At 64.5% G+C, this 22,434-nt stretch carries 24 protein-coding genes; 6 read left to right on the top strand and 18 right to left on the bottom strand.

Annotation, left to right across the window (positions count from 1 at the left end; translation table 11 throughout):
- Positions 1-163: 163 nt before the first annotated feature.
- Positions 164-403 carry a hypothetical protein gene (locus B552_RS28340; RefSeq protein WP_083860259.1) on the top strand — a complete coding sequence of 80 codons (240 nt, stop codon included), beginning with the start codon at positions 164-166 and terminating at the stop codon, positions 401-403.
- Positions 404-505: 102 nt separating this feature from the next.
- Here B552_RS28340 and B552_RS0108195 read toward each other — a convergent pair whose 3' ends face one another.
- The 7 genes from B552_RS0108195 to B552_RS0108225 form a co-directional block, all read right to left on the bottom strand.
- Complete coding sequence (locus tag B552_RS0108195) at positions 506-1,294, bottom strand: MBL fold metallo-hydrolase (RefSeq protein ID WP_019448517.1); 789 nt, start codon at positions 1,292-1,294, stop codon at positions 506-508.
- Positions 1,295-1,364: 70 nt separating this feature from the next.
- A complete protein-coding gene (gene bamC, locus B552_RS0108200; RefSeq protein WP_019448518.1) occupies positions 1,365-2,615 on the bottom strand; it encodes an outer membrane protein assembly factor BamC in 1,251 nt (416 codons plus the stop codon).
- 57 nt (positions 2,616-2,672) lie between these two features.
- On the bottom strand, positions 2,673-3,557 hold the full coding sequence (gene dapA, locus B552_RS0108205) for a 4-hydroxy-tetrahydrodipicolinate synthase (RefSeq protein WP_019448519.1): 885 nt from the start codon (positions 3,555-3,557) through the stop codon (positions 2,673-2,675).
- A 137-nt stretch (positions 3,558-3,694) separates the two neighbouring features.
- Positions 3,695-4,270, bottom strand: a complete 576-nt coding sequence (locus B552_RS0108210; RefSeq protein ID WP_019448520.1) for a class I SAM-dependent methyltransferase — start codon at positions 4,268-4,270, stop codon at positions 3,695-3,697.
- 17 nt (positions 4,271-4,287) lie between these two features.
- Positions 4,288-4,953, bottom strand: a complete 666-nt coding sequence (locus B552_RS0108215; protein ID WP_019448521.1) for a site-2 protease family protein — start codon at positions 4,951-4,953, stop codon at positions 4,288-4,290.
- Positions 4,954-5,001: 48 nt separating this feature from the next.
- A complete protein-coding gene (locus B552_RS0108220) occupies positions 5,002-5,649 on the bottom strand; it encodes an L-threonylcarbamoyladenylate synthase (RefSeq protein ID WP_019448522.1) in 648 nt (215 codons plus the stop codon).
- A gap of 37 nt (positions 5,650-5,686) precedes the next feature.
- Positions 5,687-6,532 (bottom strand): 3',5'-nucleoside bisphosphate phosphatase, encoded by an 846-nt coding sequence (locus B552_RS0108225; protein WP_083860261.1) that lies wholly within the window; start codon positions 6,530-6,532, stop codon positions 5,687-5,689.
- Between the two features lie 122 nt (positions 6,533-6,654).
- Between B552_RS0108225 and B552_RS0108230 the strand changes: the two genes are divergently transcribed.
- Positions 6,655-7,716 carry an NAD(P)/FAD-dependent oxidoreductase gene (locus B552_RS0108230; RefSeq protein ID WP_026035450.1) on the top strand — a complete coding sequence of 354 codons (1,062 nt, stop codon included), beginning with the start codon at positions 6,655-6,657 and terminating at the stop codon, positions 7,714-7,716.
- Between the two features lie 54 nt (positions 7,717-7,770).
- Here the strand turns inward: B552_RS0108230 and B552_RS0108235 are convergent, their stop codons facing one another.
- Complete coding sequence (locus B552_RS0108235) at positions 7,771-8,664, bottom strand: alpha/beta hydrolase (protein ID WP_019448525.1); 894 nt, start codon at positions 8,662-8,664, stop codon at positions 7,771-7,773.
- Between the two features lie 156 nt (positions 8,665-8,820).
- On the opposite strand from B552_RS0108235, the gene B552_RS0108240 reads away from it, so the two are divergent.
- On the top strand, positions 8,821-10,548 hold the full coding sequence (locus tag B552_RS0108240) for an AMP-binding protein (RefSeq protein ID WP_019448526.1): 1,728 nt from the start codon (positions 8,821-8,823) through the stop codon (positions 10,546-10,548).
- A gap of 10 nt (positions 10,549-10,558) precedes the next feature.
- Here the strand turns inward: B552_RS0108240 and B552_RS0108245 are convergent, their stop codons facing one another.
- Entirely contained in the window at positions 10,559-11,407 is an 849-nt protein-coding gene (locus tag B552_RS0108245) for a ferritin-like domain-containing protein (RefSeq protein WP_019448527.1), read from the bottom strand.
- A gap of 125 nt (positions 11,408-11,532) precedes the next feature.
- Between B552_RS0108245 and B552_RS0108250 the strand changes: the two genes are divergently transcribed.
- The 3 genes from B552_RS0108250 (at position 11,533) to B552_RS0108260 (ending at position 13,636) form a co-directional block, all read left to right on the top strand.
- The gene (locus tag B552_RS0108250; protein ID WP_019448528.1) at positions 11,533-12,057 is read left to right on the top strand and encodes a gamma carbonic anhydrase family protein; all 525 of its coding nucleotides are present in this window, start codon (positions 11,533-11,535) and stop codon (positions 12,055-12,057) included.
- Positions 12,058-12,088: 31 nt separating this feature from the next.
- A complete protein-coding gene (locus B552_RS0108255; RefSeq protein ID WP_019448529.1) occupies positions 12,089-13,093 on the top strand; it encodes an Hsp33 family molecular chaperone HslO in 1,005 nt (334 codons plus the stop codon).
- A 153-nt stretch (positions 13,094-13,246) separates the two neighbouring features.
- Positions 13,247-13,636, top strand: a complete 390-nt coding sequence (locus B552_RS0108260; protein ID WP_019448530.1) for a hypothetical protein — start codon at positions 13,247-13,249, stop codon at positions 13,634-13,636.
- Positions 13,637-13,708: 72 nt separating this feature from the next.
- On the opposite strand, the gene ftsB is transcribed toward B552_RS0108260, so the two are convergent.
- From ftsB to B552_RS0108305, 9 genes are all read right to left on the bottom strand, one after another.
- Complete coding sequence (ftsB, locus tag B552_RS0108265; protein ID WP_019448531.1) at positions 13,709-14,050, bottom strand: cell division protein FtsB; 342 nt, start codon at positions 14,048-14,050, stop codon at positions 13,709-13,711.
- 224 nt (positions 14,051-14,274) lie between these two features.
- The gene (gene eno / locus B552_RS0108270; protein ID WP_019448532.1) at positions 14,275-15,564 is read right to left on the bottom strand and encodes a phosphopyruvate hydratase; all 1,290 of its coding nucleotides are present in this window, start codon (positions 15,562-15,564) and stop codon (positions 14,275-14,277) included.
- A 61-nt stretch (positions 15,565-15,625) separates the two neighbouring features.
- The gene (locus B552_RS0108275; RefSeq protein ID WP_019448533.1) at positions 15,626-15,916 is read right to left on the bottom strand and encodes a DUF1330 domain-containing protein; all 291 of its coding nucleotides are present in this window, start codon (positions 15,914-15,916) and stop codon (positions 15,626-15,628) included.
- Between the two features lie 128 nt (positions 15,917-16,044).
- A complete protein-coding gene (gene kdsA / locus B552_RS0108280) occupies positions 16,045-16,914 on the bottom strand; it encodes a 3-deoxy-8-phosphooctulonate synthase (RefSeq protein WP_019448534.1) in 870 nt (289 codons plus the stop codon).
- A 24-nt stretch (positions 16,915-16,938) separates the two neighbouring features.
- Entirely contained in the window at positions 16,939-18,588 is a 1,650-nt protein-coding gene (locus tag B552_RS0108285; protein WP_019448535.1) for a CTP synthase, read from the bottom strand.
- A 171-nt stretch (positions 18,589-18,759) separates the two neighbouring features.
- Positions 18,760-19,581 carry an alpha/beta hydrolase gene (locus tag B552_RS0108290; protein ID WP_026035452.1) on the bottom strand — a complete coding sequence of 274 codons (822 nt, stop codon included), beginning with the start codon at positions 19,579-19,581 and terminating at the stop codon, positions 18,760-18,762.
- A 37-nt stretch (positions 19,582-19,618) separates the two neighbouring features.
- Complete coding sequence (locus B552_RS0108295) at positions 19,619-20,425, bottom strand: peptidase (RefSeq protein WP_193352177.1); 807 nt, start codon at positions 20,423-20,425, stop codon at positions 19,619-19,621.
- A gap of 126 nt (positions 20,426-20,551) precedes the next feature.
- The gene (locus B552_RS0108300) at positions 20,552-21,379 is read right to left on the bottom strand and encodes a transglutaminase family protein (protein WP_019448538.1); all 828 of its coding nucleotides are present in this window, start codon (positions 21,377-21,379) and stop codon (positions 20,552-20,554) included.
- 82 nt (positions 21,380-21,461) lie between these two features.
- Positions 21,462-22,415, bottom strand: coding sequence for an alpha-E domain-containing protein (locus B552_RS0108305; RefSeq protein WP_019448539.1), 954 nt, complete (start codon positions 22,413-22,415; stop codon positions 21,462-21,464).
- Between the last annotated feature and the right edge of the window lie 19 nt (positions 22,416-22,434).

Raw genomic sequence — 22,434 nt, forward strand, 5'->3', positions numbered from 1 at the left:
TGTACACAAGCAGGGGAAACGCGGATATAATCGCCCGCTGGCTAGTACTGTGGACCACTGCATTGTCGGCACCCGGGAGAGCCACGAATTAGCAGTTCAAGAGCGATAATTACCGGTAATTATTCATCGCCTGTTTTCGTTATTAAAAGTTAAAGGACGAACAATGAAGAAGTCTCTCCTGATCGCATCCCTGCTGGCTGCAGTTGCTCTGGCTGCCTGCGGCAAGAAGGAAGAAGCCGCTGCTCCGGCCGCTGACACCGCTGCTTCGGCTCCGGCTGCTGCTGCTCCGGCTGAAGCCTCGGCTCCGGCTGCTGCCGCTCCGGCTGAAGCTTCGGCTCCGGCTGCTGCTGCTGACGCTTCGGCTCCGGCTGCTGACGCTTCGGCTCCGGCTGCCAAGCAGTAATCGGATTCATCCGAACAAAAAAGCCGACCTTCGGGTCGGCTTTTTTATTTCCTCGATTATCGCTACCCTACCCCCTCATTCGCGGGGCATGGACCGCTGCGATTATGGCCGCACGGCCTGCCAATCCAGCCCCTCCTGCTGATCGGCAATCAGGATTTCGTCGGGCGTCACACCAAGCACGGTCGCCAGCGCACCAGCCGCCAGTTCGCGCGTATTGTTCTGCTTGCTCAGATGGGCTGCCACCACGCAAGACAATTGCCCGTGCATGACTTGCGACAGAATGCTCGCTGCAATCTCATTCGCCAGATGCCCAAAATCACCGCCTATCCGCCGCTTGAGCGAGTATGGGTACGCCGAGTTGCGCAACATCTCACGATCGTGATTGCACTCGAGCACCAGGGCGTGCACCCCAGCCAGCCGCGCCGTGACATACGGCGTCTCCATGCCGGCGTCGGTCAACACGCCAAGTCGTGCATCTCCATCGGTCAGCACGAACTGCAACGGCTCGCGTGCATCATGCGGCACCGTGTACGGATGGATCTGCAGGCCGGCAATCGAGAACGGATGATCGGCGCAGCACACGCGTACATCCGCCACATCCGCGCCACGCATATGTGATGTGGCCAGCCACGTGCCGTGGCTCGTATGGACCGGCAGCTTGTGGCGGGCCGCAAACGCGTAGGCAGAACCGACGTGATCGCCATGCTCGTGCGTAACCAGCACGGCATCAAGCTGCTCCGGCGTGATACCAAGCCGCTCCAGCCGCCGGGCGGTTTCCTTGATGCCGAAACCGCAATCCAGCAACACGCGCGTCGTACTGGCGCCCTCACCGGATTCGATCAACAGCGAGTTGCCCTCGCTGCCGCTGCCCAAAAAAGCAAAGCGCATCATTGATGCGCTCGCTCGGGTTGGCGCCCGACGGCAGACGCCGTCGGTGCCATGTGCCCGCCAGGGACGAACATCAACGCAGCTGTTCGTCGAGCAGGGTCAGGATACGCTTGCCGATTTCGGTGTTCTCCGGCTGGCCGGCGTCGTTCTGCACCGTCACCGTGGTACCCGTACCGTTGCCCTTCAGCGCCACGCGATACTTCTTCGCAGTCTTGCCGTCATTGGGCTTGGTGAAGAGCTTACCGAAGAAGCCGCGATCATCCACAGTGGTCTTCGGATCGACATAGCGCACGTAGTACAGGCCTTGCGCGCGGTCACGATCTTCAACCGTGAAGTTCACGCGATCAAGCGACAGGCCAACCGAGCGCCAGGCGCGGTCAAACGGCTCAGGCAGTTGCAGCGCCGGAGCGCCATTGACCTGCGACAGCAACGACTTGCCGCTGCCAGCAGTTGCCGCGCCGGTGGCCGCAGCTGCGCCGATACCCGATGCAGTGCCCGAAGGCGCTGCCGGCTGGGCAGCTGCCGTCGCGCCGTTACCCACGGCGGTCGGATTCTTGGCCATCTGGTCGGCCTGTTCCTTCTGCACGCCCAGGCGTTGTGCCAGACGCGACAGGAATTCGGCTTCGAGCTCCGGATCGGCCGGGCGCGGCGTCCAGACCGTCTGGGACTTGTCCACGCCCGTCAGCTGCTCCTGCGCGCCACGGTGGCTGATGAACACTTCGAGCTGGCCGTTCTGCGAGCGCTCCACGCGCGTACGGAACTTGTCACGCTCGGAGGTCGAATACAGGCCGTCGAACACCTTGCCAATCGTGTTGCGGATGAAGTCCTGCGGAATCTTGGCGCGATTTTCGGCCCAGTCCGTTTCCATGATGCCGGTCTCGGGCGAGTCCTGCGTCAGCAGGAAGCCGTTCTCCTGCCAGAAGCCGCGCAGCGACTCCCACAGCTGATCGGCACGCATGCCATTGCTGATCACGAGCCAGCGCTGGTTGCCATCACGCTCCATGCGGATGCCCTGCGCGTTCGGCAGCACGTTGTCGGTCGGCGACGCTTCGCGCGTCTTGGTGGCCTGGCTGTAGTTCGACAGCGTCGACGTACCCGCGGCGTCAGGCACCGTGTAGCGGCGGTCGCCTTCGAGCTTGGTCAGGTCCGGCGGAATATCGAGCGATGCGGTCTTCTTGCCCTGGGACTTGTAGTCGATCTTGTCGGGCTGCATCGCTTCATTGATGCTGCTGCAGCCGGCAATCAGCGACAGCGCCAGCACGGGCGCAACCACTGCGACACGGCGGATCTGCGTCGCGCCGCGACGGTTAAGCTTCTGTTTCATTGACACGTAATCCTGGTTTCAAGAATCGGCACATCGCCGCATGTGAGCCGGTAAGTCTTAGCCAAGCAGGCCAGCGGCGGCGAGCGCGCGGCGCACGGTTTCGTGCTGGCCTTCGGCCAGCGGGGTCAGCGGCAGGCGGATACCGCCTTCCATCTTGCCCATTTGCTGAAGCGCCCACTTCACGGGGATCGGATTGGCCTCGACGAACATCGCACGGTTGAGGTCGATCAGTTCCATGTGCAGGCGGCGCGCCGTCACCACGTCGCCCTTGAGCGCGGCGACGCACATCTCGTGCATCTTGCGCGGGGCTACGTTTGCGGTGACCGAGATATTGCCATGGCCGCCCAGCAGGATCAGCGCCACGGCGGTGGGGTCGTCGCCACTGTAGATGGCGAAGCCTTCCGGCGCGTCCTTGATCAGTTGCGCGGCACGGTCGATATTACCGGTTGCTTCCTTGACGCCAACGATACCCGGCACCTGCGCCAGACGCAGGATCGTGTCGTTGCTCATATCAGCAACCGTACGGCCGGGAACGTTGTACAGCAGCACCGGCAGTTCCACCGCTTCCGCGATCGTGCGGAAATGGCGGTACATGCCTTCCTGCGTCGGCTTGTTGTAGTAGGGCACGACCTGCAGCGATGCATCGGCACCGACCTTCTTGGCAAAGGCGGTCAGCTCGATGGCTTCGCTGGTGGAGTTGCCACCCGTGCCGGCGATGATCGGCACACGGCCCGCGGATTGCTCGACGGCGACGCGGATCAACTCGCAATGCTCATCCACGTTGACCGTCGGCGATTCGCCCGTGGTACCCACGATCACGATGCCATCGGTGCCTTCCGCCGCGTGCCAGTCGATGAGGGCGCGCAGGGCCGGAAAGTCCAGGCTGCCATCCTCATGCATCGGGGTGACGATGGCCACGATGCTGCCGGTAATCTGTGTCATAGCTCAGGAATTCGGAAATTCGAACAACCGAGATTGTACCGGAACCGTCAGGCCGTCCGGACACCCCCGGAGTGAGGGAAAACGTTAGCGTGCGTAACGTGTGAAGGCTGCGCCGCGCTGACACCAAAAGCCGTGGGTCAGGCCGGCAGCAGGTAACGCGGCGGCGCGGTGCCGTCCGCTGCGCCCGGGGCTTCGCGCACCGCACATATCCGCTGCACGAACGCCGTACGCGGCACTTCAAGCGTGCCGTCCTCGTATCCCACTACGCGCAGCGCGCCATGCGCCACATCGAGCAATTCGCCGGGGCGGAGCAGGAAATCGGGGCGCGACGGCTTGCCCACCGTCTCGTTGCCCGCCGCGAAAGTCTCATAGAGCAGCACCCCGCCGGGCGCCAGCGCCTCCAGCAGGTGCGGCCAGAGCGGACGATGCAGATAGTTCGCAACCACCACGGCGTCGAACCGGCCGGCATCGGCCAACGGCCAGGCACCTTGCTCAAGGTCCGCCACGCGCCCCTCGATGCCGGATGGCAACCCCGCAATGGCCTCGGCATCGCGATCGACGCCTAGTACGGAAAATCCCTGCGCCGTCAGCCATATCGCATGGCGACCGCTGCCGCAGGCGAGGTCGAGCACGCGGCCGCCGGGCCGGATCAGGTGCGCCCAGCGCGTGATCCACGAAGACGGCGCGGCAAGGGGTGGATGCATCAGGGACATGCGATTTGGGAAGGTAATCAGTGCAGCAGCCACATGACCGGGCGCAGCATCAGTTCGACGATGGAGAGCAACGCGGTCATCACGGGGCGCATCCAGAAATCCGTGATCACATTGGCGGCCACCAGCGCCAGCACGATGAAAATGCCAAACGGTTCGATGCGGCTCACAAATGGCGCGATGCGCTGCGGCAGCAGGGCCGTCAGCACACGGCCACCGTCGAGCGGCGGAATCGGGAACAGATTGAATGCGGCCATGACCACGTTGACGATCACGCCGGCACGCGCCATCTCGTTCCAGAACGACCCCACTATCTGCAGCCACGCAAGTCCGACCGCCACGATCGCCCAGAGGAGTGCCTGCACGATGTTGCTGCCAGGGCCCGCAAGCGCTACCCACATGCCGTGCCAGCGCGGGTTGCGCAGGTGGTTGAACGCCACGGGCACCGGCTTCGCAAAGCCGAACACGAACTGGCCCTTGGTCAGGAAATACATCAGCAGCGGCACGGCCACCGTGCCGATCGGGTCGACATGACGCAGCGGATTCAGGCTGACGCGGCCAAGCATGTATGCCGTGTTATCGCCGAAAATCCGCGCCACATAGCCATGCGCGGCCTCGTGCAGCGTAATGGCAAGCAGAACTGGCAGAGCGTAGACCGCGACGGTCTGAATCAGGGAGGAATCCATGCGGGCTATTCTATCGGGCAACGTGCCCGCGAAGCTGTCTAATATGTGTCAGATCGTGGCGAGGTCTGACGCGTTCAATCCAAAACGTTCGACATCGCCCCGGCCGGCGCGGACAAGCTCCGGCTCGCCGCTGGTCAGGTCGATCACCGTGGTCGGCTGGGCCGGCGCCGGGCCGCCGCAGATCACCAGGTCCAGCCGTTTCTCCAGACGTGCCCGAATCTCGGACGGATCGTTCATCGGCGCATCGTCACCGGGCATTTGCAACGTGGCCGAGATCAGCGGCTGCCCCAGTTCGGCCACAAGCGCCAATGGAATTGCATGGTCAGGCACGCGCACGCCGATCGTCTTGCGCGCGGGGTGCGACAGCCTGCGCGGCACTTCCTTGGTGGCCTCCAGGATGAACACGTACGGCCCAGGGGTGGCGCCCTTGATCCAGCGGTACTGGCGGTTGTCCACCCGCGCGAAGTTGCCGAGTTCGGACAGGTCACTGCACATCAGCGTCAGGTGATGCTTTTCGTCGATCTCACGCAGACGGCGCAATTGCTCGACCGCGGATTTGTCGTCGAGCTGGCAGGCCAGCGCATAGCTGGAGTCTGTGGGCAGTGCGATCAGCCCGCCCTGCCGTACGATCTGGGCCGCCTGTTTGATGAGCCGCGCCTGCGGATTGTCTGGATGGATTTCGAAGTATTGGGACATGTAGGCCTGGCCGTGAGGGCGCTTGTTATCAGGACGCTTACCAGTCGTGCCAGACCGGCGTGACGTCCGCCGGCAGCGGGGGCAGCGCACCCAGTTCCACGCGCCCCTCGCCGGGGCCATGGAAATCGGAACCGCGCGAAGCCAGCAGGCCGTAGTGGCGCGCCACATTGGCATAGCGGCGGAACTGGTCTGGCGTGTGGCTGCCCGTCACAACCTCGACGGCCCGGCCGCCAAGCTGCGTGAACTCGTCGAACAGCGCATCGTGCTGGGTTTCGGTGTAGTTGTAGCGGCCTGGATGTGCCATCACCGGAATGCCGCCGGCGGTGCGGATCCAGCCCACTGCTTCTGCCAGCTTCGCCCAGCGGTGCGGCACAAAGCCGGGACGGCCTTCGGACAGGTACTCGCTGAACACATCGCCAATCGTGGCGCAACGCCCTTCGTCGACCAGCCAACGGGCGAAGTGCGTCCGCGAAATCAGGTCGGGATTGCCGACGTAGCGCAGCGCGCCCTCGTATGCGCCCGAAATGCCGATCTTTGCCAGCGCCTCGCCGATGTCCTGCGCGCGGCGCGCGCGGCCATCGCGCGTTTTAGCAAGGCCGTCGATCAATTCGGGGTGGGAAGGGTCGATCTGCAGGCCGACGATATGGACGGTCTGCCCCGCCCACGTCACCGAGATCTCCACGCCCGGCACATAGCGCATGCCAAGCGCTTCTGCTGCGCAGCGCGCCTCGGCCTGCCCGCCCACCTCGTCGTGGTCGGTCAGCGACCAGAACTCCACGCCCCCTGCATGCGCGCGCGCAGCCACGTCTGACGGCGACAATAGGCCGTCGGACACGGTGGAATGGCAGTGCAGATCGGCGTTGATGGTGTGGGGGCTTTTCATGGTGATCATTCTACTCCTGACAGGGTTTTTTAGCCCTGCCGCCAACGGTGGCGTGCCCGGATTGCACGGGCACGCACGGTATGATGGGGACATTCATGACCCGATTCGCAACCGTTCCCGCCATGCCGACCACGCCCGCCACCACACCAGAGACCATCCAGACCGACGTGTTGATCGTAGGGGCCGGTCCGGTGGGGCTGTTCGCGGCGTTCCAGGCTGGCGTGCTGGGGTTGAAATGCGAAATCGTCGATGTACTCGACCGCGCGGGTGGCCAGTGCACCGAGTTGTATCCCGAGAAACCGATCTACGACATTCCTGCAGTGCCGGGCTGCCTTGCCCAGGAACTGGTTGACCGCCTGCTGGAGCAGTGCGCGCCATTCGCGTTCCCGATGCATTTCAGCCAGCGCGCCGAATCGGTCAGTGAAACCACTGGCGCGAACGGCCATCCGCGCCTGCTGGTAACCACTGACGCGGGCAAGCGCTTCGACGTGGCGGCGGTACTGATTTGCGCGGGCGCCGGTGCGTTTGCGCCGCAGCGCGTAGCGTTGCCTGAAGCGACCGCGCTGGAGGACCGCCATGTTCACTATGCGGTACGCGATGTCTCGCGCTTTGCCGGCAAACGCGTGATCGTGGCTGGCGGCGGCGATTCGGCGCTCGACTGGGCGATGGCGCTACGCAAGACGGCTGCACACGTTACGCTGCTGCACCGGCGCGAGGGCTTCCGCGCGGCGGACCACTCGGTCAACGCGATGCGGGCGGCGGTGGAAGCTGGCGAAATGGACTTTGTAGTGGGCATGCTCGGCAGCCTGCAGACCGATGGCGCTGGCGCGCTGACCGGGGCCGTCATCAAGACGCGGGACGGCGAGCAGACGATCGCGGCCGATGAGCTGGTGGCGCTGTACGGCCTGGTATCCGAGGCGGGCCCGATCGCCCAGTGGGACATGGACATGCGCGCGGGCCGCATCGCTGTCGACACCACAACCTATGAAAGCTCTCGCCGAGGCATCTTCGCCGCGGGCGATATCGTGTTCTATCCGAACAAGCAGAAGCTGATTCTGTCGGGCTTCCACGAAGCCGCATTGGCGCTGCGCCGCGCCTACCACTATGCGTTCCCCGACAAATCACTGGTGCACGTGCATACGAGCAACAACGCCGCGCTCAAGGAGAAGCTCACGCACGGTTGATTTCCCCTTGGGCGCTGCTCCCCTCTCCCGCATGCGGGAGAGGGGAGAAAACACTTAACCCAGGAAGTCCTCGATCAGCTTTGCCACCACCGCGGGCTGGTCGTGATGCAGCATGTGCCCCGCATCATCGACGTACACCTCGCGGAAGTCGGGAAATGCCCGGAAGCGCTCCCTGAATTCCTCGATGCTCTGCTTGTGTGCGATATGCGCGAGCGTTGGTGAATTGCGTGCCTCCACGTGCAGCACCGGCGCCGTCACCTTCTCCCAGATCGCCATGATCTCGTCGACGCGGTAGAGCGTCGGGTTGGTCATCTTGTGGGCGGCATCGCCAAGAACCTCCCACTGGCCATCGGCATTGCGGCGTGACCAGTGAGCGGCCAGGAACGCGGCGCGGTCGTCGGGCAGGCGCGGATTGGTTTTCTGCAGCCGAGCCGCCACGGCGGCCTCGCTGTCGTAGGTCTTCAGCACCGGTGGCTCGCGCAACTCGTCGAGCCAGCGCGCCAGACGGCCCGGCGCCTGTTCCGGGCGCGTGCGGGTCAGCCCGAACCCTTCCAGGTCCACGACACGCCGCACGCGTTCCGAACGCACGCCGGCATAGATGCAGGCCACGTTGGCGCCCATGCTGTGCCCCACCAGGTCAACCTGGCCGTCAGGCTGGTAGTGGTCCAGCAGCGCTTCAAGGTCGGCCACGTAGTCGGGGAACCAGTACGACGTGGTGCCCGGATAACGCGTTGGAAAATCGGATTCGCCAAAGCCGCGCCAGTCCATCGCAATCACATGCCAGTCACGCTGGAACGCATCCACCAGGAACTGGAACGACGCCGCGACATCCATCCACCCATGCAGCATGAACAGCTTGGGCGCGCCGGGCTGCCCCCAATGGCGCACGTGCGTGCGAAGGCCGCGCAGCGTGATAAATTCGGAACGCGAGGTTTCCGTAATGGTCATGGTCTCTACCCTCTGTGCCCGGGTCTTCTGGCGCGCGCGCGGGATATGGGGATATGGCCACGCGGCGGCCCGGATAAAAATAGAACGATCGTTCGTTTGCCGATTATAGCCATAACGATGCAATCCGAACGCAACCAGCAAACTGGAGACAACCGGATGACCGCCTTGCCGGCCACGCGGCGTGACGACTATCGCACGCTGCATGAATCATTCCACTGGGACGTGCCCGAATACTTCAACCTGGCCGAAGTCTGCTGCGGCCGCTGGGCGCGCGATCCGGCCACGATGCATCGTGTCGCGGTCTACACCGAGCACGAAGACGGCCGGCGCGGCTCCCATACGTACGCACATATTCAGGCCGAGGCGAATCGGCTGTCGCGCGCGTTGCGTGACCTTGGCGTACAACGCGGCGACCGCGTGGCGATCGTAATGCCCCAGCGCATCGAGACCGTGATCGCCGGGATGGCCGTCTACCAGCTAGGCGCGGTGGCCATGCCGCTGTCGATGCTGTTCGGCCCCGAAGCGCTGTCCTACCGGATCGACCACAGTGAAACGCGCGTGGCGATCGCCGACGAAACCTCGATCGACAACGTGCTGGCCGCCCGCCCCGGATGCCCGACGCTGAAGACGGTGATCGGCGTGGGCGATGCAACGGGCCGCGGCGACCTGGACTGGGACGCGCTGCTGGCAGCGCAGATCCCCGAGTTCACGGCCGAGCAGACCAAGGCCGACGAGGCCGCCGTGCTGATCTACACGAGCGGCACCACCGGCCCGCCCAAGGGCGCGGTGATCCCGCACCGCGCGCTGATCGGCAACCTGACTGGCTTTGTCTGTTCGCAGAACTGGTATCCGCAGGATGACGACGTGTTCTGGAGCCCTGCTGACTGGGCCTGGACCGGTGGCCTGTGGGATGCGCTGATGCCGGCGCTCTACTTCGGCCGCCCCATCGTGGGGTACCAGGGGCGTTTCTCGGCCGAGCGCGCGTTCGAGCTGCTCGAACGCTATGGCGTCACCAACACGTTCCTGTTCCCGACCGCGCTCAAGCAAATGATGAAGGCATGCGTGTCGCCATCGGAGCACTATCGGCTCAAGCTGCGCGCGATCATGAGTGCCGGCGAGGCCGTGGGCGAAACGGTCTTCACGTGGTGCCGCGACGCACTCGGCGTGATCGTCAACGAAATGTTTGGCCAGACCGAGATCAACTACATCGTCGGCAACTGCACCGCGCAGTACAACGAAAACCGGCTCGGCTGGCCCGCGCGGCCGGGTTCGATGGGCCGGCCCTACCCCGGCCATCGCGTCGCCGTGATCGACGAGGACGGCCGTCCGTGCCCGCCGGGCGAGGACGGCGAGGTCGCGGTCTGCGCCACCGATATCCACGGCCATCCCGATCCGGTGTTCTTTCTCGGCTACTGGAAGAACGAGGCAGCCACGGCGGCCAAGTATTCGGAGTACGACGGGCTGCGCTGGTGCCGTACCGGCGACCTGGCAAGGATCGATGCGGATGGTTATCTCTGGTATCAGGGCCGGGCCGACGACGTGTTCAAGTCATCGGGATACCGCATCGGGCCGAGCGAGATCGAGAACTGCCTGCTCAAGCATCCGGCGGTGTCGAACTGCGCGGTGGTGCCGTCCCCGGACCCAGAGCGCGGTGCGATCGTCAAGGCGTTCATCGTGCTGACGCCATCGGTGGCGCGGTCCTTCGACAACGATGCCGCGTTGATCGCCGAACTGCAGCAGCATGTGCGAGGGCAACTGGCGCCGTACGAGTATCCGAAGGCAATCGAGTTTATCGACCAGTTGCCGATGACGACCACCGGCAAGATCCAGCGCCGCGTACTGCGGCTGCTGGAGCAGGACCGCGCGGCAAAGAACGCCGGCTAAAGAGCGCCGGCTAGCGTGCGGACGCTTCCAGCCAGGCCAGCTCGTCCTCGTCGAAACCGGCTGCGCGCCGGGCGTCGAGATTGAACGGGCCGCGCAGCTTCGGCGCGCGGTACTGTTCGGCGAGCTGCGCATAGGTGGCAACGGGGTCGAGGCCGCGCTGCGTGCACAGCCAGCGGTACCAGCGGTTGCCGATCGCCACGTGCCCCACCTCGTCGCGCAGGATGATGTCGATGATCGCCGCGGCCGCTGCATCGCCGGCCTCGGCCAGCTTGGCGCGCACCGGCGGAGAGGCATCGAGCCCGCGCGCTTCCATCGTGCGTGGCACGAGCGCCATGCGCGCGAGCACGTCGCCGGCCGTCTTGTCGGTCATCTCCCAGAGGCTGTTGTGGGCGGGGAAATCACCGTAGCTCGCGCCAAGCGTTTCCAGATGATCGGCCAGCAGCGTGAAGTGATACGCCTCTTCGTCTGCCACGCGCAGCCAGTCGGCGTAGTAGTCCGCCGGCATGCCGGAGAACCGCCAGACCGCATCGAGCGCCAGGTTGATCGCGTTGAACTCGATGTGGCACAACGCATGGATCATGTTCGCGCGGCCTGCCGTGGTGTGGATCGACCGCCGGCGCCCCACACGCACCGGCGGCACCAGTTCGGGCCGCGCCGGACGTCCCGGCACTGCACCGGCTTCCGCCACAAGGACTTCATCGGGATCGACTACGGTGTTCTCATCGGCGAGCAGCGCGGCAAAAAGCGCACGCGCCGCCGCGGCCTTAGCCCTGGCATCGGTCATGCATAGCACCGCCAGCGCCTGGCGGCGCGCGGAAAGTGGCGAATCGGCGATCTCGGCGGGTGCGATGACTGGCATAGGCGTAAAATCCGGCAAGCCGCCATTGTAGAGCTTCGCCGGCGCCACGCCGGTGCACAGGAACAGGCTCTTTTAATCGGGACGGCCATCCCCAATTACCTACATTGCTTCAGGCAGGAGACCCCATGGCGCTTTACCAGCTCGGCGAAATCGCCCCGACCATTCACGAAGATGCCTACGTGGCAGCGGAAGCCACAGTCATCGGCAACGTGACGCTGAAGTCGCGCGCAAGCGCCTGGCCCGGCGTGGTGATTCGCGGCGACAACGAACCGATCGTGGTGGGCGAGGATACGAATATCCAGGAAGGGTCTGTGCTGCACACCGACCCGGGCCGTCCGCTGACGCTCGGCAACAAGGTTTCCGTCGGCCACCAGGCCATGCTGCATGGCTGCACCGTTGGCGATGGCTCGCTGATTGGCATTCAGGCCGTGGTGCTCAATGGTGCCGTAATCGGCAAGGAATGCCTGGTTGGCGCCGGTGCCGTGGTGACCGAGAACAAGGTATTCCCGGACCGCTCGCTGATCCTGGGTGCGCCCGCCAAGGTGGTGCGCGAACTGACTGATGCTGACGTGGCCAACCTCTACCGCAATGCCGAAACGTATGCGACGCGGCAGGCCATGTACAAGACCGAACTGAAGCGTATCGGCTGATACGCCGGATTAACCGAAGACTGATAGAACCGTGACCGCTACATCCAATCCCGACACCCTCCAGAAATTCCTGTTCGACGCGGCCCCCGTGCGCGGCGAGCTGGTGCGCATGGAGGCCACCTGGCAAGAGGTGCTGGACCGCCAGGCCTACCCGGCACCGGTGCGGCGCCTGCTGGGCGAGATGATGGCGGCCGCGGCGCTGCTATCGGCCAACCTGAAGTTCAACGGCGCGCTGGTGATGCAGCTGCATGGCGATGGCCCGGTCCGCATGCTTGTGGTCGAGTGCCTGTCCGACCTGTCGCTGCGCGCGACGGCCAAGATCGCCGAGGGCGCGACGATTGCCGAAGACGCCACGCTGGCGCAACTGGTCAACGCGCACGGCCATGGCCGCTTTGCCATCACGCTCGATCCGCAGGACAAGCTGCCGGGCCAGCAGCCCTACCAGGGCATCGTGCCGCTTGCCGACGAAACCGGCCCGCTCGATTCAATGACTGCGGTGCTCGAACACTACATGCAAGCGTCCGAGCAGCTCGACACCCGCCTGTGGCTGGCTTCGAACGAACAGGTGGCTGCCGGCATGCTGCTGCAGAAGTTGCCGTCGTACGGCGGCACGATCGAGGCACAGGTGGGCGAAACCGGCTCGCCGCTGGCCGAGGATGTGCAGGCACAGGATCTGGACACCTGGGATCGCGCGTGCCAGCTTGGCGCCACGCTCAAGGACGAAGAACTGCTGGCGGAAACGCCCGAGACGCTGCTGCGCCGCCTGTTCTGGGAAGAACTGCAGAACGCCGGCCTGCGCGTGTTCGAGCCGATGACACCGCATTTCCAATGCTCGTGCTCGCGCGCAAAGGTGGCGGGCATGCTGCAATCGCTGGGCCAGGCCGAGATCGAGAGCATCATTGCCGAGCGCGGCGATGTGGAGATCCATTGCGACTTCTGCGGCCAGCGCTACACGTTCGATCCGGTGGACGCGGCGCAACTTTTCACTGCGGCAGTGGCAACCGGGGCCGGCGAAGGCGCGCAGCAGCAGCATTGAGAGTCCGGTTTTCTCCCCTCTCCCGCCATGCGCATGGCGGGAGAGGGGAGAAAAAGCGAGTTCGGGCACGCGCAGCGTTATGCGCGGAACCACACGCACCGTGTGCTGGGTCCAAGAGCATTCTTGATGTCCAGGCGCCGCTCGGAGGCCGACATGACTACGATCCATCGCTCCAACGCACTGCCCTGGCTGGCCGCGGCAATAGCGGCGGCTGCCATGATCGCTGGTTGCGCGGCGCCCGTGCCGCGCGACGCTAACGGCGTCCCGGCAACCGTCCGGCTGGAGCCAAATTCGATTCCACCTGCACCGCTTACGGACGAGGAGAGACAGAAGCTCTCGGAGTTGAACCGCGAGGTACTGCGCGAGCAAGCGATGTCGATTTCGAACCAACAGCAGGCCGAGGCGGCCTGGGCGCGCGGCTACGCGTATCCGACGACGAACTGGAGCCTGTTCTACGGTGGCTGGGGCGGCGGCCACTGGGGTGGCGGCGTGGGTGTCAGCTCACCCGGCTGGGGATGGGGCGGTTACCCGTACTGGTACTAGGAACTACCGCCAGGAGCCGGGGCGAAACGTACTCGAAACGTACTCGAAACGTACTCTGAAGCGAGCGGTGCTTCAGTGCCCCCCGCGGCCAGCTACCGAGTTTGCCGGCGGCGGCAGTGGCGGCGTGGCGCTGACCTTCGGTGCCGGAGCCACGAACTGGACGAAGACTTCCCCGTCCTTGACCATGCCCAACTCATAACGGGCACGTTCCTCGATGGCGCCCGTGCCGTCCTGGAGATCCTTCACTTCCCCTTCCAGCTTGGCATTGCGCAGCTTGAGCGCCTGGTTATGCACGGTCTGCTCGTTGACCTGACGATTCAGGTCCCACACACGCAGCCAACCGCCCTTGCCCAGCCAGAGCGGATACTGGATGGCAAGCAGCAGCACGAACAGCAGCAGGGAAATCAGGCGCATCGGGGCGAACAGGCGCTAGGGAAAGGATGAATTGGCGGTTTCTGGGCGTTTCTGCCGGCACCAATGATCCACCATGCCGCCAAAGATTGCAAAACAAAAGACGATACAAAGCGCAACAACGGCGCAACAACGGCACAACAGTCCCGAACTTGACAACAAAATGGCGCCGCCCGGTTGCCCGAGGCGGCGCCATCTTTCTGGGATTCAGAGCCCCAACCGGCTTGTTAGCGCAGGTTGTAGAACGCGCTCTTGCCCGGGTACGTAGCGATATCGCCCAGATCTTCCTCGATGCGGATCAGCTGGTTGTACTTGGCGATACGGTCCGAACGCGACAGCGAACCGGTCTTGATCTGGCCGGCGTTGGTGCCCACGGCGATGTCGGCAATCGTGCTGTCCTCGGTCTCGCCCGAACGGTGCGAGATCACGGCGGTGTAGCCAGCGCGCTTGGCCATTTCGATGGCGGCGAACGTCTCGGTCAGCGTACCGATCTGGTTGATCTTGATCAGGATCGAGTTGCCGATGCCCTTATCGATGCCTTCCTTCAGGATCTTGGTGTTGGTCACGAACAGGTCGTCACCCACCAGCTGCACGCGCTTGCCCAGCTTGTCGGTCAGCGTCTTCCAGCCTTCCCAGTCGCCTTCGGCCATGCCGTCCTCGATCGACACGATCGGGAACTTGTCGCACAGGTTGGCCAGGTAGTCGGCGAACTGCGTCGACGTCAGCTTCAGGCCTTCGCCTTCCAGCGCGTACACGTCTTCGGCTTCGTGGTAGAACTCGCTCGCGGCGCAGTCCAGCGCCAGCAGCACGTCCTCGCCGGCCTTGTAGCCAGCCTTCTCGATGGCCTGCACGACCGTGTTCAGGCATTCCTCGTTCGACGAGAAGTTCGGGGCGAAGCCGCCTTCGTCGCCGACGGCGGTGGACATGCCCTTGTCGGCCAGGATCTTCTTCAGCGCGTGGAACACTTCGGCGCCGCAACGCAGGGCTTCACGGAAGCTGGTCTGCGACACGGGCATGATCATGAATTCCTGGATGTCCAGGCTGTTGTTGGCGTGCGCGCCACCGTTGACGATGTTCATCATCGGCACCGGCATCTGCATCGCGCCCGAACCGCCGAAGTAGCGGTACAGCGGCAGGCCGGCTTCCTCGGCGGCGGCCTTGGCCACGGCCATCGACACGGCCAGCATGGCGTTGGCGCCCAGGCGGCCCTTGTTCTCGGTGCCGTCCAGTTCGATCAGCGTGCGGTCCAGGAATGCCTGCTCGGAGGCGTCCAGGCCCATGATCGCTTCGGAGATCTCGGTGTTGATGTGCTCGACGGCCTTCAGCACGCCCTTGCCCAGGTAACGCGACTTGTCGCCGTCACGCAGTTCGATGGCCTCGCGCGAACCGGTCGACGCGCCCGACGGCACGGCGGCACGGCCCATCACGCCCGACTCCAGCAGCACGTCGCACTCGACGGTGGGATTGCCGCGCGAGTCGAGAACCTCGCGACCGATGATATCTACGATTGCACTCATATTTCCTCTCTGGACTGTTTATCTCTGCCAATCTACCGACCAAGGATGCCCGACAAATAAGTCAGGCGCCCTCGACGACGATCATGTTCATCTTTGCCGCGTGCTCTCGCGACTTGCGTGCGGCCAGATACTCTTCGCTGACATGGAAGGCCTTTGCGGCCTCATAGCTCGGGAACTTCAGCACCACGACGCGCGTGGGCGCCCATTCGCCCTCGAGCGGCTCGGTCTTCCCGCCCCGCACCAGCACTTCGGCGCCGTGCGCCTGCATGGCCTTCGAGGAAAGCACCTTGTACTGCTCGTACTGCTGGGGGTCGGTCACATCAACGTACGCGATGATAAAGCCGGCTGCCATTTGCTATCTCCGAAGGTTTTGTATTGTCTTTCGATACCGTTTCGTCAGGATTGATCCGGACGACCCGCCATCGGTACCAGAAGCGACACCGCCCGCGTCAGGCGCGGGCGGTGGTTACCTTGGCAGGCTCAGGCGCAGGCCGGCCAGCCGAAGTTGTCTTCCAGGAAGCCAGCACGCTTGACCAGGCTGTCGAGATCGCGCAGCACGGTCAGCAGTTCCTTCATGCGCGACAGCGGCACGGCGTTGGGGCCGTCCGACATCGCCTTGCTCGGATCGGGATGGGTCTCCATGAACAGACCCGCCACGCCCGTGGCCACGGCGGCGCGCGACAGCACCGGCACGAACTCGCGCTGGCCGCCCGAACTGGTGCCCTGCCCGCCCGGCAACTGCACCGAGTGCGTGGCATCGAACACCACCGGGGCGCCCGTCTCGCGCATGATCGCCAGCGAGCGCATGTCGGACACAAGGTTGTTGTAGCCGAAGGAAACGCCACGCTCGCAGGCCATGAACACGTCGTCGGGCAGACCAGCCTCGCGGGCCGCGTCACGCGCCTTGTCGATCACGTTCTTCATGTCGTGCGGCGCCAGGAACTGTCCCTTCTTGATGTTCACCGGGCGGCCGCTCTGGGCGCACGCACGGATGAAATCGGTCTGGCGGCACAGGAACGCCGGCGTCTGCAGCACATCGACCACGGCGGCCACCGGCTTGATCTCGTCGATCTCGTGCACGTCTGTCAGCACCGGCACGCCGATCTCGCGCTTCACGGTAGCCAGGATCTCCAGACCCTTCTCCATGCCGAGGCCGCGGAACGTCTTGCCTGACGACCGGTTGGCCTTGTCGAACGACGACTTGTAGATGAACGGGATACCCAGTTCACCGGTGATCGCCTTCAGTTCGCCAGCGGTATCGAGCGCCATCTGCTCGGACTCGATCACGCACGGGCCGGCGATCAGAAAGAACGGCTTGTCGAGGCCGGCTTCGAATCCACACAGTTTCATGGCTGTCTCCTTCGTCGCCACGCGTCAGGCGCCCTTGCGCTGCGAAGCCAGCGCGGCTTCCACGTAGGCCTTGAACAGCGGATGGCCATCGCGCGGCGTCGAGGTGAATTCCGGGTGGAACTGCACGCCGACGAACCACGGGTGCATCGACTCCGGCAGCTCCATCATCTCCGGCAGGTTCTCCGTCGGCGTACGTGCCGAGATCACCATGCCGCTCTTTTCGAGCTGGGGCACGTAGTGATTGTTGACCTCGTAGCGGTGACGGTGACGCTCGTTGACTTCGGCGCCATAGATCTGCGCGGCCTTGGTGCCCGGATGGACCGGCACGCGCTGCGCACCCAGGCGCATCGTGCCGCCGAGGTCGGATTCGGCCGAACGTTGTTCCACCTTGCCTTCACGGTCCACCCATTCGGTGATCAGTGCCACCACGGGGTGTTCGGTCTCAAGGTTGAATTCGGTCGAATTGGCGTCCTTCATGCCCGCCACGTCGCGTGCGAATTCGATCACGGCCAGCTGCATGCCCAGGCAGATGCCCAGGTAAGGCACCTTGTTCTCGCGAGCGTACTGGATCGCGCGGATCTTGCCTTCCGTGCCGCGCTTGCCGAAACCGCCCGGCACCAGGATGGCGTCCAGCGGTTGCAGCACTTCGAGGTGGCCCGATTCGAGTTCTTCCGAATCGATGTACTCGATGTTCACGCGCGTGGCAGTGTGCATGCCGGCGTGGCGCAGCGCTTCGATCAGCGACTTGTACGACTCGGTCAGGTCGACGTACTTGCCAACCATGCCGATCGTGATTTCGTGTTCGGGGTTTTCCTGCGCGTTGACCAGCTTCTGCCACATCGACAGGTCAGCCGGCTTCGGATCGAGGCGCAGTTCCTCGCAGATCAGGCGGTCAAGGCCCTGCTCGTTGAGCATCTGCGGGATCTTGTAGATGCTGTCGGCATCCCACACCGAGATCACGGCGTCCTGCGGGATATTGGCGAACAGCGAAATCTTCGCGCGCTCGTCGTCCGGAATCGGGCGATCGGCGCGGCACAGCAGCGCGGTCGGCGAAATACCGATTTCGCGGAGCTTCTGCACCGAGTGCTGGGTCGGCTTGGTCTTGAGTTCGCCGGCGCTGGCGATGAACGGCACCAGTGTCAGGTGCACGAACGCGCAGTGGTTGCGGCCCATGCGCAGGCTCATTTGACGCGCGGCTTCCAGGAACGGCAGCGATTCGATATCGCCCACCGTGCCGCCGATTTCAACCAGCGCCACATCGGCCTTGCCATCGTGCGACGCGGCAGCGCCACGCTCGACGAAAGCCTGGATTTCGTTGGTGATGTGGGGAATGACCTGCACGGTCTTGCCGAGGTACTCGCCGCGGCGCTCCTTGCGGATCACCGACTCGTAGATCTGGCCCGTCGTGAAGTTGTTCGACTTCCGCATCTTGGCCGACACGAAGCGCTCGTAGTGGCCCAGGTCGAGGTCGGTTTCCGCGCCATCTTCGGTCACGAACACCTCGCCATGCTGGAAGGGGCTCATCGTGCCGGGATCGACGTTGATGTAGGGATCGAGCTTGAGGAGGGTGACTTTGAGGCCGCGCGACTCGAGAATGGCCGCGAGGGAAGCAGCAGCGATGCCCTTGCCGAGGGAAGAGACGACACCACCGGTGACGAAGACGAATTTGGTCATAAACCGAGCTTGCCGGGGAAATCGGGATTATACATGAGACCCCGACCGCCGACGCCTCAGAATTTGTGACAACGGCGTGTCAGCCCGGCACCCGGGCACCCCAGGATTGGCGCCGGATGCGCCCAAGCCTGGCTTGCGGCGCATGCGCCGCACCGCCGCCCTCCTCGGGACCTAAATGCCCGCCTTGCGCATGTCGTCGATCAACTCGCTTATCACTCCGGCCGTCTCCAGCGGCCGCTCCATCGGATACAGGTGACCGCCCTCGATATAGCGCAGATGTTCGCCCACCAGCTTGCGCGTGGGGCCGATCCCCGCCTGCCTCACCTCGCGCGAGCGCGTGCCGGCGACAAAGCCGACCGGCACCGGCGCGCCACGCGCCACCTTGCGGCCAAGGCTGGTCGGCAGAGTCCGGTAGATCCAGTATTCGACCTCGCGGTCGAAGCGCAGCTTCCGTTCGTTGGCCAGGCCAGTGGGTTCGGTGCCGTGCTCGGCGTAATCGCGCAGCACTTCGGGGTCCCATGCCCTGAAATTGCGTTTGGCGTGGAAATGGGTCCAGACGGATTCGGTGTCAGGCCAGTGGGTGCGCCGGTTCTTGGTCACGGCGGCCGGGCCCGGCTTTTCGTCGAGTCCCAGCATCTGGGATGCGCGCACGAGCGAGGCTTTCCAGCCTGCGATGATCGGCGAATCGAGCATCACCACGCCGCGCACGCGCTGCGGCCGGCGCAGCGCCGCCATCAGCGACAGGAATCCGCCCAGCGAATGCCCGACCAGCCAGACCTTGCGTGAGTCGGCACCGCCCTGCTCCGCACGGTCCAACTCTTCGAGCAGTTCGTCCACCAGGTGCGGCCATTCGCGCGTCACCGGGAACTTCGGGTCGTGGCCATAGCGCTCGACGGCGCGGATCTCGAAGGTGTCCTCAAGGGCGCCGAACAGCTTGCGGTAGGTTGGCACCGGAAAACCGTTGGCGTGGGAAAACAGCAGGATGTCGCGCATGGCGGCAGGCAGCAATGAAAGAGGTCGAAGGGGGGATTCAGCTACGATCGCGGCGGGCACGCACCGGCTGGCCCCAGCGGTCGGCTTCATCGCGCGCCAGCGGGAATTCGGCTGGCGTGTTGGCATCCCATTCGGGATTGGCGATCTCACCGAACACCTGGCGCAGACGCTGCCCCCAGGTATCGCGGATCATGCGGAAATACGCGTTCTTCTCGTCGATATTGACGAAGCGCGTCACACGCAGCGAGTCGGCCTCGTAGACCAGCAGGTCGAGCGGCAGGCCCACGGAAATGTTCGACTTCAATGTCGAATCCATCGAGACCAGCGCACACTTGGCCGCCTCGCCCAACGGCAGCGACGGGGTGATCACGCGGTCGACGATCGGCTTGCCATACTTGGCCTCGCCAATCTGGAAATAGCAGTTCTCGGGAGTGGCCTCGACGAAATTGCCGGCCGCGTAGACGTTGAACAGTCGCGTGCGTTCGCCGCGGATCTGGCCGCCGAAGATCAGGTTGACGCTGAATTCGATGCCTGCCTCGCGCATTGCGTGGGCGTCGCGCTTGTGTACGGTGCGCACGGCCTCGCCAACGATCGTGGCGGCCTCGAACATGTCGCGTGCGGTCCACAGCGAGCGCTTCTCGTCGCGCGCCTCGGCCAGACATTGGCGCACCGATTGACTGATGGCCAGATTGCCAGCCGTCAGCAACACCATGACGCGGTCGCCCGGCTCCTCGAACACGGTCATCTTGCGCGCCGTGGAAATGGCATCCACGCCGGCATTGGTACGGGAATCGGACAGGAATACCAGGCCGGCATCCAGCCGCATGGCTACGCAGTACGTCATGAGATCGGGGAATTGGGGCGCGACGGCAAGGCCCCATTCTAGCGTGCCGGCCAGCGCCTGCGTGCCTCGAAAAACCGAAGGTTTCCTCCCCTCTCCGGCGCTGCGGAAGAAGTGAGTCGAAAACGCTCAGGAGACGGGCGTGATGGCGATATCGACTTCCATGGTCTCGCCCGCCCCGCCTTCGAGAATGCCCCGGATTGGTGCGGCCGATGCGTAGTCGCGCCCCACTGCAAGGCGCACATGCCGGCCGTCCGTGATGCAACGGTGCGTGACGTCGATGCTGCACCAGAGTCCGCGCCCGGCATCCAGGCAGACGTCGGTCCAGGCATGGCTGGCCAGCGACGTGGCGGCCGCGTCGTAGAAGTAGCCACTGACATAGCGGGCCGGAATACCGAACGCGCGGCATGCCGCCACCATTACCTGCGCCTGGTCCTGGCACACGCCACTGCCCAGCCGGAACGCATCGGCGGCCGACGTGCCGACATTGGTCGTGTTGGCCTTGTACCGGACGCGGTCGGCAATGCCGCCGGCCAGTGCCAGCAAAGCCGGTACGGCATGGCCTGCCGTCAGGTACGGCGCCGCGAACATCTGCATGTCCGCAGGCGCATGGGTCAACGGCGTGCCCGTCGTGAAGTAGAGCGGAGACACGCGCGATTCGCCCGAGTCGGGCAGATCATGGAAGCCATGATGGCCGCCATCGCCCTGTGCGAGCCTGACCTCGACCTCGCCTGTGGCGGCGATCGAAATCGTGTGGGCCGGCCCGGCCATGGTGAAGTTGTGGACGATGTTGCCGAAGCCGTCACGCGCTTCGGAGAGGTTGCCGGGCGCGGAAAGCTCCCAGGCCTGCACGGATTGCAGCGGGCCGCTACGCGGCGCCAGGCGCAGTTCATGCACGCTGCGGCGCACCGGCTCGCTGTAACGGTAGACGGTCTTGTGGTGGATCTTGTATTTCACGGGTGGATCTCGCGCCACAGCACGCCCCTGCCGAGGATGCGGCAACACCCGGCGCGTGATGCGCCGGGCACTCTTGCAACAATCAGGCGGCAAGCAGCGGTACCAGGAAGTCCCGGCTGATGCCGTTGCCCAGATCGCCGATGCGCTCCAGGAAGCTCGTCAGGTAGGCATGCAGTCCGACGGCAAAAATGTCGTCGATGCGCGCGTATTTCAGGTCGGCATGGAGTTTACCAGCCTGGCGCTCGGTCTCCGCCGACTGCTGGTTGGATACCAGCGCCAGAATGGCCACCACTTCGTCCATGCTGGAAACCAGCGAGCGCGGCATGTCCGGCCGCAGGACCAGCAGTTCCGCCACGCGCTGCGGCGTGATCACGGCACGGTAGATCTTGCGGTAGACCTCGAAGCCTGACACCGAACGCAGCACGGCCGCCCAGTGGTAGAAATCGTTCTGCTCGCGGTTCGGATCGCTGTCGTCGCGGCCGGACGCCTGGAACTTGACGTCGAGAATCCGCGCCGTGTTGTCCGCACGCTCCAGGAACGTGCCGAGCCGCATGAAGTGGAACGCGTCATCCTTGAGCATGGTGCCGAATTGCACGCCGCGCGCCAGGTGCGAGCGGAACTTGACCCATTCGAAGAAGCGTGACGGGTCGTCGCGCAATTCGCCATCGGCGATCATGCGCTGGACGTCCAGCCAGGTGGTATTGATGGTCTCCCAGACTTCGGTGGTCAGCGACCCACGCACTGCGCGCGCGTTCTCGCGGGCCGCGCGCAGGCAGCTCATGATCGACGACGGATTGGTCATGTCGCGCACCATGAAGTCGATCACATCGTCACGGTGCAGCAGCCCGTACTTGTGATCGTAGGCCTGCGTCAGTTCGGAAATATCGAGCATCGCCCACCAGCCCTGCTCGGCCACTTCTGCCGACTGCGGCAGCAGCGAGGTCTGGTAGTTGACGTCGAGCATGCGCGCGGTGTTCTCCGCGCGCTCCGTGTAGCGGGCCATCCAGAACAGGTGGTCGGCGGTACGGCTCAGCATGATGGGGGCTCCCGGCTTG

The organism is Cupriavidus sp. BIS7 (genome assembly GCF_000292345.1).
Taxonomy (GTDB): Bacteria; Pseudomonadota; Gammaproteobacteria; order Burkholderiales; family Burkholderiaceae; genus Cupriavidus.